This window comes from Halorubrum sp. FL23, from assembly GCF_052439115.2.
GTDB lineage: Archaea > Halobacteriota > Halobacteria > Halobacteriales > Haloferacaceae > Halorubrum > Halorubrum persicum.
In genome coordinates this window covers 147052-161498 of sequence record NZ_JBQVRO020000006.1, presented here as the reverse complement: position 1 = coordinate 161498, position 14447 = coordinate 147052, and the positions used below count along the sequence as shown (strand labels likewise).

The 14447-nt window shown below is 69.6% G+C and carries 14 protein-coding genes; 4 read left to right on the top strand and 10 right to left on the bottom strand.

Annotated elements, in window-relative coordinates; translation table 11 throughout:
- Window positions 1–51 precede the first annotated feature (51 nt).
- Together ACT4MF_RS09575 and ACT4MF_RS09570 are read right to left on the bottom strand one after the other, a co-directional pair.
- Window positions 52–1191: a pyridoxal phosphate-dependent aminotransferase gene (locus ACT4MF_RS09575; RefSeq protein WP_444682425.1), complete on the bottom strand. Its 1140-nt coding sequence runs from the start codon at window positions 1189–1191 to the stop codon at window positions 52–54.
- The gene (locus ACT4MF_RS09570) at window positions 1188–1676 is read right to left on the bottom strand and encodes an Lrp/AsnC family transcriptional regulator (protein WP_444682426.1); all 489 of its coding nucleotides are present in this window, start codon (window positions 1674–1676) and stop codon (window positions 1188–1190) included. The genes ACT4MF_RS09575 and ACT4MF_RS09570 overlap by 4 nt, the downstream gene beginning before the upstream one ends.
- A gap of 140 nt (window positions 1677–1816) precedes the next feature.
- On the opposite strand from ACT4MF_RS09570, the gene ACT4MF_RS09565 reads away from it, so the two are divergent.
- Window positions 1817–2680, top strand: a complete 864-nt coding sequence (locus ACT4MF_RS09565; RefSeq protein ID WP_444682427.1) for an aldo/keto reductase — start codon at window positions 1817–1819, stop codon at window positions 2678–2680.
- A gap of 35 nt (window positions 2681–2715) precedes the next feature.
- Here ACT4MF_RS09565 and ACT4MF_RS09560 read toward each other — a convergent pair whose 3' ends face one another.
- Window positions 2716–4065 (bottom strand): adenylosuccinate synthase, encoded by a 1350-nt coding sequence (locus ACT4MF_RS09560; RefSeq protein ID WP_099254625.1) that lies wholly within the window; start codon window positions 4063–4065, stop codon window positions 2716–2718.
- A gap of 271 nt (window positions 4066–4336) precedes the next feature.
- Here ACT4MF_RS09560 and ACT4MF_RS09555 point away from each other — a divergent pair, with 271 nt between their 5' ends.
- Entirely contained in the window at window positions 4337–4642 is a 306-nt protein-coding gene (locus ACT4MF_RS09555; RefSeq protein ID WP_004045854.1) for a hypothetical protein, read from the top strand.
- Between the two features lie 145 nt (window positions 4643–4787).
- Here ACT4MF_RS09555 and ACT4MF_RS09550 read toward each other — a convergent pair whose 3' ends face one another.
- From ACT4MF_RS09550 to ACT4MF_RS09540, 3 genes are all read right to left on the bottom strand, one after another.
- Complete coding sequence (locus ACT4MF_RS09550; protein WP_444682428.1) at window positions 4788–7187, bottom strand: DUF7527 domain-containing protein; 2400 nt, start codon at window positions 7185–7187, stop codon at window positions 4788–4790.
- Window positions 7188–7300: 113 nt separating this feature from the next.
- Complete coding sequence (locus ACT4MF_RS09545) at window positions 7301–7774, bottom strand: NUDIX hydrolase (protein ID WP_444682429.1); 474 nt, start codon at window positions 7772–7774, stop codon at window positions 7301–7303.
- 121 nt (window positions 7775–7895) lie between these two features.
- Window positions 7896–8870 (bottom strand): transcription initiation factor IIB, encoded by a 975-nt coding sequence (locus ACT4MF_RS09540; RefSeq protein WP_444682430.1) that lies wholly within the window; start codon window positions 8868–8870, stop codon window positions 7896–7898.
- Between the two features lie 348 nt (window positions 8871–9218).
- Between ACT4MF_RS09540 and ACT4MF_RS09535 the strand changes: the two genes are divergently transcribed.
- Together ACT4MF_RS09535 and ACT4MF_RS09530 are read left to right on the top strand one after the other, a co-directional pair.
- Complete coding sequence (locus tag ACT4MF_RS09535) at window positions 9219–10391, top strand: M24 family metallopeptidase (protein ID WP_444682431.1); 1173 nt, start codon at window positions 9219–9221, stop codon at window positions 10389–10391.
- Between the two features lie 98 nt (window positions 10392–10489).
- Entirely contained in the window at window positions 10490–11674 is a 1185-nt protein-coding gene (locus ACT4MF_RS09530) for an MFS transporter (protein ID WP_444682432.1), read from the top strand.
- Window positions 11675–11722: 48 nt separating this feature from the next.
- Here the strand turns inward: ACT4MF_RS09530 and ACT4MF_RS09525 are convergent, their stop codons facing one another.
- The 4 genes from ACT4MF_RS09525 to hisC form a co-directional block, all read right to left on the bottom strand.
- Window positions 11723–11959 carry a DUF7120 family protein gene (locus tag ACT4MF_RS09525; RefSeq protein WP_004045847.1) on the bottom strand — a complete coding sequence of 79 codons (237 nt, stop codon included), beginning with the start codon at window positions 11957–11959 and terminating at the stop codon, window positions 11723–11725.
- A gap of 115 nt (window positions 11960–12074) precedes the next feature.
- Window positions 12075–12677 (bottom strand): CDP-alcohol phosphatidyltransferase family protein, encoded by a 603-nt coding sequence (locus ACT4MF_RS09520; protein ID WP_099254619.1) that lies wholly within the window; start codon window positions 12675–12677, stop codon window positions 12075–12077.
- 26 nt (window positions 12678–12703) lie between these two features.
- Entirely contained in the window at window positions 12704–13249 is a 546-nt protein-coding gene (locus ACT4MF_RS09515) for an adenylate kinase family protein (protein ID WP_444682433.1), read from the bottom strand.
- Window positions 13246–14340: a histidinol-phosphate transaminase gene (gene hisC, locus ACT4MF_RS09510; protein ID WP_099254617.1), complete on the bottom strand. Its 1095-nt coding sequence runs from the start codon at window positions 14338–14340 to the stop codon at window positions 13246–13248. The genes ACT4MF_RS09515 and hisC overlap by 4 nt, the downstream gene beginning before the upstream one ends.
- Window positions 14341–14447: the final 107 nt, after the last annotated feature.

Here is a 14447-nt window from a genome sequence, read left to right as displayed (position 1 = left end):
CGAAAGACAATTGGCAAAGAGTTGTCCGTTTACGTGTCGGCGAACGGCGCCTCAGCGGTTCTCGACGAACGTCGCGATCCGGTCGGTCGCCTCCTTCAGTTCGCGCATCGAGGTCGCGTACGACACCCGGAGATGGCCCTCGCCGCCCTCGCCGAAGACGGAGCCGGGGACGACCGCGACGCCCTGCGCCTCCAGCAGCTCCTCGGCGAAGACTTCGTCGTCGCCGCCGCAGTCGGGGAACGCGTAGAACGCGCCGCCCGGCTCGAAGGTGTCGAGGCCCATCTCGTTGAACCGAGAGACGACCAGCCGACGCCGGCGGTTGTACTCGTCGACCATCTCGGCCACCTCGTCGTCGCAGCGATCGAGCGCCTCGATCGCCGCGTACTGCGGCGTCGTCGGCGCCGACAGCATCGTGTACTGGTGGATCCGGTTCATCGCGTCGATCGCGTCCGTGGGGCCCAGCGCGTACCCCAGTCGAAGACCGGTCATCGCGTACGCCTTCGAGAACCCGTTGACGACCACCGTCCGCTCGCGCATCCCCGGCTGGGTCGCGATCGAAGCGTGGTCGGCGCCGTAGGTGAGCGCGGAGTAGATTTCGTCGGCGATCACGCGGAGGTCGTTGTCGCGGCAGAACGCGGCGACCTCGGCGTACTCCTCCTCGGTCATCGTCGCGCCCGTCGGGTTGTTCGGGTAACAGCAGACGAGCAGGTCGGCCTCCGCGGCGCCCGCCTCCTCCAGCGCGGCTCGCGTGAGCGCGAAGTCGTCCTCCGGGTGAGTCGGGACCGTCAACTGCTCGCCGCCGGCGAGCTCGATCCCCGGGCCGTAGGAGATGTACGTCGGCTCGTGGACCGCGACCGTGTCGCCCGGGTCGACGAGCGCGCGGAAGGCCAGATCGACCGCCTCGCTCGCGCCGGTCGTGACGAGCACCTCCTCGGCCGGGTCGTACGTCTGGTCGTACCGCTCGTGATGGGCCGCGATTCGCTCGCGGAGCTCGGCCATCCCGCGGTTCGAGGTGTAGGAGGTCTTCCCGCGTTCGAGCGAATCGATCGCGGCGGTCCGGGCGGCCCACGGCGCCGAGAAGTCGGGCTCGCCGACCCCCAGCGAGATCACGTCGTCCCGCGCCTCCGCGAGTTCGAAGAACTTCCGGATCCCCGACTCGGGGAGGTCGCGGGCTCGGTCGGACAGCCTCATGGGGAGACGGAGAGGCGGTCGTCGTCGTCGCCGTCTTCGAACCGGATCCCGCCGTCCTTGTAGGTCTCCATGATGTAGTGAGTCACCGTCTGGGTGACCTCGGGCATGGGCGCGACCTGCTCGGAGATGAACCGCGAGACGTCCTGCATCGTCTCGCCGAGCACCTCCACGGCGAAGTCGTAGTCGCCGGAGACGAGGTGGAGGGCGTCGACCGCGGGGAACTTCGCGATCCGGTCGGCGACCTGCTCGTAGCCGGTCTCGCGGTCGAGCTCGACGTTGATCTCCACGATCGCCCGGATCTTCCCCTCGTCGACGCGGTCCCAATCGACGACGGCCTGATAGCCGTGGACAACGTTGTTCGCCTCCAGCTCGTCGATCGCGTCCGCTACCGCGTCCGCGTCAAGGCCCGTCTGGGCCGCGATGTCGTCGATGTCCTCGCGGGCGTTCCGCGCCAACACGTCGAGTACCTCGCGCTCGGCGTCCATACCTCACGATCACGCGGGGGCGGTTTATGAGTAGCGACGCACGCAAGACAGGCGACTCGGTACGACATCGGAACGCGACCTTCGAAGCACGCCCTTCCGCCATCCCCACGGCTTTCCGCGTGGCACGCGAACGTTCGACCATGGCTTCAGACACCACCGGCCGGAGCGGCACGTTCGACATCGGCGGCGATCTGACCGTCAACCGCCTCGGCTTCGGCGCGATGCGGATCACGGGCGAGGACATCATCGGACGACCCGACGACGAGGACGAGGCCGAAAAGGTTCTCCAGCGCGCCGTCGAACTCGGTGTCGACTTCATTGACACCGCCGACTCCTACGGGCCGGGCGTCTCGGAGCGCCTGATCGGCGAGGCGCTCGGTGACCCGGACGACGCCGTCGTCGCCTCGAAGGCCGGCCTGCTTCGCAACCGCGAGGGCGACTGGCTCCCCCACGGCGACCCCGACTTCCTGAAGAATCAGGTGCTGTGTAGCCTCGACCGACTCGGGACCGACACGATCGACCTGTACCAGTACCACCGCCCCGACCCGGACACCGACTTCGAGGAGTCGGTCCACGCGTTCGCGGAGATGAAAGACGCCGGGCAGATCGCTCACGTCGGGCTCTCGAACGTCACCGTCGAGCAGTTAGAGACCGCCACCGAGATCGTCGACGTCGCCACCGTCCAGAACCGGTACAACGTCGGCCACCGCGACGACGAGGACGTGTTGCGGGCCTGCGAGCGCAACGACGTGGGGTTCATCCCGTGGGGGCCGATGTACGCGGTCGACGACGAGACCCCCGACGCGCTCGGTGAGGTCGCCGACCGCCGCGACGCGACGACCCGGCAGGTCGCCCTCGCGTGGCTGCTCGACCACTCCGACGTGACGCTCCCGATCCCGGGCACGTCGAGCGTCGACCATCTCGAATCGAACCTCGCGGCCGCGGACCTGTCGCTGACCGACGAGGATATGGCCGCACTGAACGAGATCGATCCGCAGGAATAGCCGCACGAAGTCCGCACCGTAGCCGCGCGAACGTTCTACTCGTCGAACGGGTTCGTCAGCTCGACCGTCTCCTCGCGGTCGGGACCGACGCCGACCGCGTAGATCGGGGTGTCGATCTCGTCGGCGACGAACTCAAGGTACTCGCGGGCCGCCTCGGGGAGCGCGTCGTATCCGTTCTCGGCGACCGCGGCCGAGTCGAACGGCTCCCACGTGTCGAGCGTCTCGTAAACGGGCTCGCACCGCTCCCACCGGTCGGTCGTGGTGGGGACGGTGTCGAGTTCGTTCCCGTTGAGTTCGTACCCCGTACACACCTTCAGCTCGTCTAACCCGGCGAGCACGTCGACGTGGTTGACCGCGACGCCCGTGAAGCCGGAGACGCGCGCGGCGTGCCGGAGCATGGGGAGGTCGAGCCAGCCGATCCGGCGCGGGCGACCGGTGACCGTCCCGAACTCGCCACCCTTCTCGCGGATGTCGTCGGCGAGCGCCTCTTCGTCGGCGTCGCCGTCGAGTTCGGTCGGGAGCGGCCCCTCGCCGACCCGCGAGAGGTACGCCTTCACGATGCCGACGACTTCGCCGTCGCCCACCGTGGTGACGCCGAGCCCGGAGCCGACCGACGCGGCGCCGGCGGTCGGGTTCGAGGAGGTGACGAACGGGTAGTTGCCGTGGTCGATGTCGATGTGGGTGCCCTGCGCGCCCTCGAAGAGGATCTCGTCGCCCGCCTCGTGGCGGCGGTGGAGGTAGTCGGAGCAGTTGACGGTCATCCCCTCGTCGGCGAGCCGCTCGCCGATCGCGGCGAACTCCTCGTGGAGCGCGTCGACGTCGAACGCCTCGGCCCGGTCGTCGTCGAGGTCGAGACCGTACACCTCCTCGACGAGCGCGCGCTTCTGCGGGACCGCGTATTCGAGCTTCTCGCGGAGCACGTCGGGATCGAGCAGGTCCGCGATCCGGATCCCCCGGCGACCGGCCTTATCCTCGTAGGTCGGACCGATGCCGCGACCGGTCGTGCCGACCGCGTCGCCGGCATCGTCGTCCGCCTTGACCTCCTCTTCGATCCCGTCCAGCACGCGGTGGTACGGGAGGATCACGTGCGCCCGACGGGCGACCCGCACGTCCGGGTCGAGCCCGCGCTCTCGAAGGTCGTCGATCTCGGTGAACAGCGTCTTCGGGTTGACGACGCATCCGTTGCCGAGGATACCGGTCGTGCCCCGAACCGCGCCGCTCGGGACGAGCGACAGCTTGTACTCGACGCCGCCTTCGACGACGGTGTGGCCGGCGTTGTCGCCGCCCTGATAACGGACTACAACGTCCGCGTCCCCTCCCCACCGGTCGACGAGCGCGCCCTTGCCCTCGTCTCCCAGCTGAGAGCCGACGATGGTGAGTGTCATACGACCCGGTGATTCTGGGCGGGAGGTAAAACCGATTACGGTCCAACGCCGAGAACACATCACGAACGTGCATTAGATCCGCGGCGTGTGCGTGTCGCTATCGTCGTTCGTGTAGGTACCCTCCCGATAGTGGGCGGTAGCGAAGCCGACGGCGACCGAGCCGCGCGATCGAACGCGTTAACTACTCCCACGTCAAAGCGTCGAGTCGAGCGATTTCGGGCGCCCTCCGACAGCAACTTTTAAACAGGGGCATGACGAGTTAACATGTGCCATGATAGATCGACTAGAGAAGGAGGTAGACATGCTGGAACGCCACCTCCAAGTCCTGCGGATGGTCATCGAAAACGAGCCGATCGGCATCGTGAAGATGTCGAACGAGACGGGATACCCCCATCACAAGGTCCGCTACTCGCTGCGCGTGCTCGAGGAGGAGAACCTCATCGAGCCGTCCAGCCAGGGAGCGATCACGACCGAGCGGACCCACGAGTTCGTCGACGAGCTCGACGAGAAGCTCGACGAGACTGTCGACAAGCTCGGCTCCATGCGGATCGACGACGCCGCAGAGCTCGAGAACTGAACCGATTCGACCGCACACAAGGCGGCGACGAACCGCGTTGTGACGGCAGCCAAAACAGCGTTTAGGTCGCGTTTGACGCCCGCTTGAGGTTTGTTCGGGCGCGTTTCGATCGCACGTCGGTCGAGTGTGTCATCCGCCCCGTCAGCTACAGGTCCGGGACCGTCATGTGGAAGCCGCCGTCGCGCGCCTCGACCAGACAGAGGTGGTACCCGCGCTTGCGGGAGAGTTTCACGAAGCTCGCGCGCTTCGAGCGGCTGAACAGCCCGCCGCCGACCGCGTCGCTCGCGGTCTCGAGCGCGCCCGGCTCGAAGAAGCTCTCCGTCACCGCGAACGCCGCGGCGAACTGCTCGTTCGATCCGGCGATGTCGCGGCCGTTCTCGACCAGCGACTCCAACGTCCCCTCGGCGGTCGGGTCGCGGCTGTCGTTGAGGTCGGCGACGAACAGCGGGTTCCCCATCCGGTCGCGCAACACCAGGTCGAACGAGCGCTGCTCGCGCGTCTCCTCCCCGCCCTCTCTGATCGCGATCGACACGGAGCCGCCGATCTCCGCGCGGTCGACCTCCGGGATGGCGTCGTAGAGGTCGCGGAGCACGCTCTGGTTGCCGGTGCTGCTCACCTCGAAGGGGAGGTCCTCGACGAGCCACCGGGTGAAGCCGTACTCGATGGTGTCCTCCAGGAACGCTTCGTACGGGCGACCGTCGACAGCGAGCCCGTCCGTCTCGAAGCTGGTGTGGTGTTCGATCCGCAGGTTCTCGCGGAGCGCGTCGCGGTCGACCGCCCCGTCGTGGGCGTCTTCGAGCGTCGCGCCGCCCTTCGACTCGTACCTGACGAAGAGGTTCGTTCCGCTCCGCGCCTCCGCCGGGGAGAGCGTCCGGTCGCTCTCGGGAAGCCGGTCGCGGACCGTCGACAGCTCCGACTCCAGCCGGTCGCGCTCCTCGCGAACCGTCGACAGCTCCGACTCCAGCCGATCGACCTCGCTCGCGAGCTCGTCCCGCTCGGCGGCGATCTCGTCGCGGTCGGTGGCGAGTCTGTCGCGTTCCGCCGCCAGCGACGCCTGCTTCTTCTCGGCGGCTTCGAGCTCGTCGCGGAGCTGTTCGAGCCGCTCGTCGGGCGAGCCGCGCTCGCCTGCGCCCGCGTTCGAAGCGCGCTGCGAGACGGCCGAGCGATTCGATCGGTCCCGATCGGTGGAGCGCGGCTCTGGAGACCGATCGTCGTCAGCGGCGGCGCCGGCGCCCCTGCTTCGGTCGCTTGCCCCGGATCGACGCCGGTCGTCAGGCTCGCTCTGGGTCCGTCCGCTTCCGTTCGGGTCGGGCCCGCTTCGGCCTCGACCACCCGGCGGATCGCTCGCTTCGGACGGGTCGAGCGCGGGGATCGACTTCTGTTCGCGCCACTGCTCCTCCTCGGAGAACACGTCGTCGGTCGGGGGAGATCCCGCAGAATCGGGTGCGTCGGTCGCAGCAGGACCGCTACTCGGCGCCTCCGTACCGGAGGAGCCCCCGTTTCCGCTCTCGGCCGCCGGCCGCTCGACCGCGTCCGCGCCACCGCCGGTCCCGTTCGTCTCGTTCGCCCGCCTCTGTGCCGACGGCGGCGCTTCGTCGGATCGCTTCGTGGATCCGCGGGATGTCGGCTCCGCCTCGCGGCCAGCGGTCGTCTCGCCGTCAGCGGTCGTCTCGCCGTCGGCGGTCGGCCCACCGGCGGCTCTCTCGTCGGAAGCCGTCCCGCCGGCAGTCCGCTCGTCAACGGTCCGTTCGTCGGAGGGCTCCTCATCGGCCTCACTGCCGGGTGTCGCGTCGCCGGCGGTTCGGCCCTCGTCGGTTCGATCCTCGCTGGTGCGGCCCTCGTCGGTTCGATCCCCGCTGATGCGGTCCTCGTCGGGGCGGCCCTCGCCGGTGCGATCCCCATCGGCCCCGCGTTCGGCGTGGTCGTCGCCGTTGTCCTCATCGGCGGCTGTCTCCGCGTCGGCGGTCGGCTCCGCGGCCACGGCGCCCGCGCCACCGGAGGTACTGGGTTCGGGGATCTCCTGTACGTCGAGGTCGACCTCGTAGACGGTGTAGATCCCGACCTCGTCGTCGGCCAGCTCGAAGGCGTCCTCGCCGGTTTCGAGCCGGCGCGAGTTGCCGACGTACGCCGCGGCCATCGACTCGCCCGCGGTGTAGGTGACGTAGTAGTCGCCCGAGAGCACGTTCTCCGACAGTTCGACGTAGCCGGTGAATCCGCCCTGCGAGAGCTTTCGGTCGGCCTCCGAGAGCGGCGTGTCGTTCGTGTAGTACTGCGCTCGCGGCTCTCCACCCCGCTCCTGCATGGCGAACAGGACCGGGAGAGCCTCGTCGGGTGCTTTATAAATCGTTCCCGAGGCGTCCGCGAACGCGTCGAGGTCGGCGTCGGCGGTGCCGACGACGCGGCCCTCGAACACGAACAGCCACCCCGCGCCGTTCGTCACCGCGCCGGAGAACCCCCGGTCGACGAGACGCCTGAGACCCTCGAAGCCGTCCGAGAACTCCCGGGCGTCCCACCCGGTTATCTCCGCTCTGCGCTCTGCGTCCATTCTTGCGTTTACGTCGCCTGCAACGACCCAAATACCTTCCGGAGCGTGAGACGGCCGTCTGACGGTGCCCGCCGGGCGGTCCGGGGGTAACCCGAGGCGACTCCGGCGCTCGGCTACGCTCCGTCGACCGCGGCGATCGCCTCGCGGCCGAGTTCGATCACGTCGCGTTGGAGGTCGCTCTCGGCCAACTCCGTCGGAGTGTACCAGCGCCAGTTCTCGGGATCGACCTCGTCGCCGCCGTTCGGCGCGATCGCGCGCGAGTCGACTCGGGCGTAGTAGAGGTGGTCGACGTGCTGGTGGCCGACGGAACCGTCCTCGTGGACGTTGATGTCGTGGAGCATGAGGTGGGCGGGCTCGGGGAGCCCGCGCGTGTTCGGCCCCTCGATCGACGACTCGGTCGCGACGAGCTCCGCCTCAAGCCCCGTCTCCTCGCGGACCTCCCGGAGCGCGGCCTCGTGCGGGAGCTCGTCGCGGTCGACGTGCCCGCCCGGCGGGAGGCGGATCCCGAGCCGCTCGTGCGCGTGGAGGGCGGTCGCGCCGTCGTTGACGACGTACGTCGTCGCCGTGAAATGGCGAGTGGTCTCCATACCGGTGGCTCGGCCCGCGGCGGTTTGGGCGTTCGGAAAAGCGGCGGACGCCGGGGGCGTCGTTCGACCGGCCAGTTCTTCGGCCGACCAATCCTTCGGTCGACCGGTCGCTCCCTCCGGCTTACTCCAGCGCGACGCCGTCCTCGGCCTCCAACAGCTCGTGGTAGCGGTTCCGGATGGTGACCTCGCTGATGTTCGCGATGTCGCTGACCTCGCTCTGCGTCACCTTCTCGTTGACGAGCAGGGAGGCGGCGTAGACGGCGGCGGCCGCGAGCCCCACGGGCGATTTGCCCGAGTGGATCCCCTGCGACTTCGCCGTGTTGAGCAGGGAGCGCGCCCGGCGCTCCGCCTCGTCGGAGAGCCCCAGGTCGGAGGCGAACCGGGGGACGTAGCTCTCGGGGTCAGCGGGCTGGATCTCCAGTTTGAGCTCGCGGACGACGTAGCGGTACGTGCGGGCGATCTCGTCCTTCTCGACGCGCGAGACCGCCGAAATCTCGTCGAGACTTCGCGGCGTTCCGGCCTGTCGGGCCGCGGCGTACAGCGACGCGGTCGAGACGCCCTCGATGGAGCGGCCGGGGAGGAGGTCCTCGTCGAGCGCGCGGCGGTAGATGACCGAGGCGGTCTCGCGGACGTTGTCCGGGAGGCCGAGCGCCGAGGCCATGCGGTCGATCTCGCCGAGCGCCTGCTTCAGGTTGCGCTCCTTCGAGTCACGGGTGCGGAACCGCTCGTTCCAGGTGCGGAGCCGCTGCATCTTCTCGCGCTGGCGGCTGGACAGGGACTTGCCGTAGGCGTCCTTGTCCTGCCAGCCGATGTTCGTCGAGAGCCCCTTGTCGTGCATCATGTTCGTCGTCGGGGCGCCCACGCGCGACTTGTTGTCCTTCTCCTTGGAGTCGAACGCGCGCCACTCCGGCCCGCGGTCGATCTCGTCTTCCTCGACGACGAGGCCGCAGTCGACACAGACGGTCTCGCCGTGCTCCGTGTCGGTCGCGAGCTGGCCGCCGCACTCCGGGCAGCGCAGCTCCTCGTCGGCCGACTCGGTCTCGGTCTCGGTCTCGTCGGCGTGCTCCGCCGTATACGTTCGAACGTTTTCGCTCATTGGTGAGATTAACTGGAGGGAACGAGGGGACCGAGAGACGCGTCTCGGTTGGTTTTCCTCATCGTCAAGTAAGTGCCGGAAATATTTAAATCCTCGGCCTCATTGTAGATCGGAGAAGCACCGAAAGAGGAGTTCAGAAGGCGCTGTTCGGCAATTATTGACCTTTTTTCGGCCAACCTTAACGACGACCGGATCCGATCGGCGATCGGCGACAGCCCCTATTTAACTATTTCTCGGAGCGAGCGCCGGCTCGAATCCCGCCTCGACCACCGTCTTGATCGCCGCCGCGACCGCCGAGGGGAGTGCCGCGAGGACAACGGATTTGGGGGTCGCCCGAGCAGGTGACGTATGAACCGCGCGCGGCTCGCCGACCGGCTCGCCGACCTCGAGACGGACGGCTACCTGATCGACGCCTCACAGGACGACGCCAACCAGCTGTACCTCTCCGGGTTCACCGGTCCCGACCCCTTCCTCACGCTGTACGCCGACGGAGAGATCCACGTTCTCGTCGACGGACTGGAGTACGGTCGCGCTCGCAAGGAGGTGGCCGCCGACACGGTCGAGCGCCACGCCGACTACGACTACGAGTACGGCGGTCGCGAGGCCCGCAACGACATGTACGCCCGGTTCGTCCGCGACAAGGGGGTGGAGTCCGTCTCGATGCCGCCGCGCGGCCCGGTCGGCACCGCGGACGCCCTCCGCGAGCGCGGGATCGAGGTCGCCGTCGACGCCGACGACCGACTTCGGGAGGTCCGGGCGGTCAAGACCGACGAGGAGGTCGACGCGATCCGCGAGGCCCAGCGCGCCAACGAGGCGGCGATGCGGGCGGCCGAGGCCCTGATCGCCGGCGCCGACGTGGCCGGCGCGGGTGACGACGCGGAGGCCGGGGTGCTTCTCCACGAGGGCGAGCCGCTCACCAGCGAGCGGGTGACCGAGGAGATCGAGGTGACGCTGCTACGGCACGGGTGCGCGCTCGACCAGACGATCGTCGCCGGCGGCGCGCAGGCCGCGGACCCCCACGACCGCGGGTCGGGGCCGCTCCGAGCGCACGAGGCGATCATCGTGGACATCTTCCCGCGGTCGAAGGCGACCAAGTACAACGCCGACATGACCCGAACGTTCTGCGTCGGCGAGCCGGGCGAGACGCTCCGCGAGTGGTACGACCTCACCGAGCGGGCGCTCGACGCCGCGCTCGACGCGGTCGAGCCGGGCGCGACCGGCGGAGACGTGCACGCGGCGGCGTGTGAGGTGTACGAGGACGCCGGCGAGCCGACGTTTCGGACCGACCCCGAGACCGAGACGGGGTTCATCCACTCCACCGGCCACGGGGTCGGGCTCGACGTCCACGAGGCGCCGCGGCTCGCGAGCGGCGGGGAAGAGCTGGAGCCCGGCCACGTGATCACCGTCGAGCCCGGGCTCTACGACCCGGACGTGGGCGGCGTCCGGATCGAGGACATCGTCGTCGTCACCGAGGACGGCTACGAGAACTTCACGGAGTACCCGATCGAGTTCGAGGTCTGAGGGGCGTCACCGGACGCCGCGATGAGTACGCACACACCACACCCGGTTCGGCTGGCCGCGACCGGAACCCGCTTTGACCCGGGTCGTGAACGGCGACCGTGAACTGGCGGTACAAACACACCGCGCTCGCCCTCTGCACGCTCGCGTTCACCGCGACGATGGTCGCGCGGCTGGTGATCAGCCCGCTGATCCCGCAGATACGCGTCGCGTTCGGGGTCACGAACGCGACCGTCGGCCTCGGGCTGTCCGGAATGTGGCTGGCATACGCGCTCTCGCAGTTCCCCTCCGGCGTGCTCGGCGACCGGTACGGCGAGCGCGCCGTCATCCTGACCGCCGTCGGCGCCACCGCGGTCGCCTCCCTGCTCATCGCCCTCTCGCCGTCGATCGTCGCGTTCATCGCCTTCGCCGTGGTGCTGGGCGCGGGCGCCGGCCTCCACTACTCGGTGGCGACCACCTTCCTCACGCGGCAGTTCGACGACATCGGCCGGGCCATCGGCGTCCACGTCGCCGGGGGGCCGATCGCGGGGCTCGCCGCCCCGCCGCTGGCCGCGGTCGTCGGATCGCGGTACGGCTGGCGCGCCGGGATCGCGCTCGGCGTCGCCGCCGCGGTCCCCGTGTTCGCGCTGTTCGCGTGGCGGGTGCGCCCCACCGAGCCGCTCAGACCCGACCAGCCCGTGCGCGAGCGGTTCGCGCTCGGACCCCTCGCGGAGCTGCTCTCCCGGCCCGGGATCCTCTACACGACCGCGCTGGCGACGATGGGCGCGTTCACGTGGCAGGCGACCGCCTCCTTCCTCCCGTCGTTCCTCGAGTTCGGGACGGGACTGTCGACGGGGCTGTCTGCGCTGCTGTTCTCGCTGTACTTCCTCGTCCACGGCGCGACGCAGCCGGTGACGGGGTCGGTGTCCGACCGGATCGGCCGCGACGCGACCGTGATGGCGACGATGGCCGCGGGCGTCGTCGGCTACGGCCTGCTCGTCGCGGCGGCGGAGTTCGGGTTCGGCGTCCCCGTCACCGTCGCCGGCGTCGGGTTCGTGGGGCTCGCGATGTCGTGGGGCGCGCCGCTGCAGTCGCGGTTCATGGACCTCCTCTCGGACGCGGAGCGCGGCGCCGGCTTCGGGCTCGTCCGGACCGCCTACATGGTCGTCGGCGCGTCGGGGAGCGTCGTCGTCGGGGCCGTCTCCGACGCCGCCGGGTGGCCGGTCGCGTTCGGGCTGCTCGCCGGCGTGATGGGAGTCGGGCTGGTAACGCTGCTCGCGAACCGGGTGCTGCGGCTCGGCTACTAGCGTGGTGGTCGTCCGCGCAACAGGCTTCAGTTCGCGAGGAGATCTCGACTACAGTCGGTCGTCTTCGAGGCTTCCCGGGTCCTCCGCCGTGTCGAACATGTTGTTCTCGGCGCCGTCGAGCATCTCGTCGCGGGGCTCGTCGTCAACGACGCTCACGTTGTACGCCTCGATGCCGGACGCGATCAGGTCCTCGGCGGCCTGCTCCTCGGACACGAACTCCTGTTCGGCGAGCTGCTGAAACTCCGCGTATACGTCGTCGGACAGGTTCAGCTCGAAGGTGGGCATACGCACCCGTTCCGCCCGGACGCTTTTAAGCGTTCCCTCGCCGGTGGCCGGCGTGTGCGGGCGGAGTCTCTCCTCTGCGCTCGCTCTCGGAGCGGGGCGACGCCGGCGCGAAGCGTTATAAGTCGCTCCACGCGCCGAGGAACCGCTGGACCGCGGTGAGGTGACCGACGGCCGCGAACAGCGCGAGCAGGAGGCCGACGACGGTGAGGCCGGCGACGATCGGCGCCGAGTAGACCGCGGCGACGACGCCGACGATCCCCATCAGCGCGAGCCGGTCGGCGCGCCCGAGCAGCCCGCCGTACTCGCGGCCGATGCCGACCGCCTGGATCTGCGTGCCCATGTACGAGGTCATCAGCACGCCGGTCACCGCCGCGAAGCCGAGCGCGTACGCGTCCACTCCGACGGTGAACCCGGCGATCACCGCGATGTCGGCGTAGCGGTCGAGCACGTGATCGAGGAGGTCGCCGCCGTCGGAGGAGATCTCCAGGTGGCGCGCGAGCGCGCCGTCGACGAGATCGAGCCAGCCGTTGAGGAGGACGCAGACCGCTCCGGCGAGGTAAAAGACGGGCTCACCGACCGCGAACGCGCCGGCCGCGGCGATCGCGACGCCGAACGCGATGACGCTCACCTGGTCCGGGGAGAGCCCGAGCCGCGCCGCGGCGCGCACCCACGGGCCGAGCAGGCGGTCCGCGACGGAGCGGTACTGGTCGAGTGTCATCTATCGATCCGACCGTCGCGGCGGGCTCATATATAATCCATGAAGTCGACGGTTCCCGCGCTCGGCTCGCGCTCACCCTCGATCGCCGCGCGGATCGCGTCGGCCACCGCTTCGGGGTCGCGGCCGGTCGTGTCGATCTCGTAGACGCTCTCCGTCCCGTGTTCGGCGACCGCCTCCGAGAGGATCACGTCGAGCGCCTCGCTCTCCGCGTTTTCCTCGGCGGTCGCGGCGGACTCGCCGCGCTCGCGGAGCCGCGCCTCGATCGTCTCGGGGTGACAGCGCAGGACGACCACGCGATCGACATCGAACCGGTGGGCGAGATGGGAGTCGAGGACGCCCGTCCAGTCGCCGAGGTGGTCCCGGACCGCGTCGAGGTCGGCGACGAGCGTGTCGCGGTCGGCGTCGCGCTCGGTCCAGAGCGACTCGTCGCCCTTGATGCGCTCGTTGAGGTGGACGACCTCGTACTCGTCGGCGAGCAGGTCGGTCGCCGTCGACTTGCCGGTGCCGGGAGTGCCGGTGACCGCGACGCGGGTCGGCCGGCCGTCTCCGGCGTCGGCTGGCTCCTCGCTCACGCCCGGACACCCAGCCCGAGGTCGGCGAGCGTCTCGTTGAGCCGGTCGACGGCCTCGCGGGTCCCCTCGCGCGTGCCGGTCGAGATCCGGACGTGGTCCGGGAGCCCGAAGGAGGTGCAGTCGCGGATGATCACGCCGCGCTCCTGTGCCGCGTCGGCGACGCGCTCCGCGTCGCCCACCTCGGCGAGCACGAAGTTCCCCGCCGACTCGACGGTCGGGGCGTCCAGCTCGTCGGCGATGTACTCGCGGGCCCAGCGCGCGGTCTCGACCGACTCCGCGACGTGCCCCTCGTCGTCGAGGGCGGCGAGCGCGGCCCGGCAGGCGAGTTCGCTCGCCGCGAACGGGGTGTTCACCCGGGCGTACGCCTCCCCCCATGCCTCGGGGACGACGCTGTAGCCGATTCGGAGCCCGGCGAGTCCGTACGCCTTCGAGAAGGTCCGGAGCACCGCCACGTCGTCGCGTTCGTCGACGAGCGGGATCGCGCTGTCGACCTCGGCGAACTCCCCGTACGCCTCGTCGACGACGACGAGCGTCTCCTCGGCGGTCGCGTCAGCGATCGCCCGCACCTCGTCGAGCGGCATCGTCGAGCCCGAGGGGTTGTGCGGCGAGGTGAGGTAGACGATCCGCTCGCCGCCGTAGGCGGTCAGCACCGTCTCGGCGTCTTGGGCGAACCCGTCGTCGGGGGAGAGGGCGTACTCCGAGACCTCGCAGTGGTGATAGCGGGCGGACATCGCGTAGTAGGCGAAGCCGGGTTCCGGGACGAGCACCTCGTCGCCGGGCTCCAACGCGGCCCGCGAGAGGTAGTCGATCGAGCCGTCGGCGCCGGGCGAGACCCACACCTGCTCGGTCGACACGTCCCACTTCTCGGCCAGCTTCGCGGTGAGGTCGGTGTGCGATGACTTCGGATACTGGTGGACGCGGTCGGCGTGCTCGCGGATCGCCTCGACGGCCGCCGGGCTCGGGCCGAGGGGGTTCTCGTTCGAGGAGAGCTTGATGAGGTCGTCGGGGTCGATCCCGCGGTCGCGGGCGACCTCCTCGACGCCCCGGCCGGGCACGTACGGCGAGTGATCGGAGAGATCCCGTGGTTGCATGGGCGTCGATCCGGGCGCGGCGCTCTTAAGAGTGGCCGAACCGATCGTTCACCGGAAACACGGTGTGCGATCGGGCGACAGGGAGCGCAGACGCTCGACCGGAACGA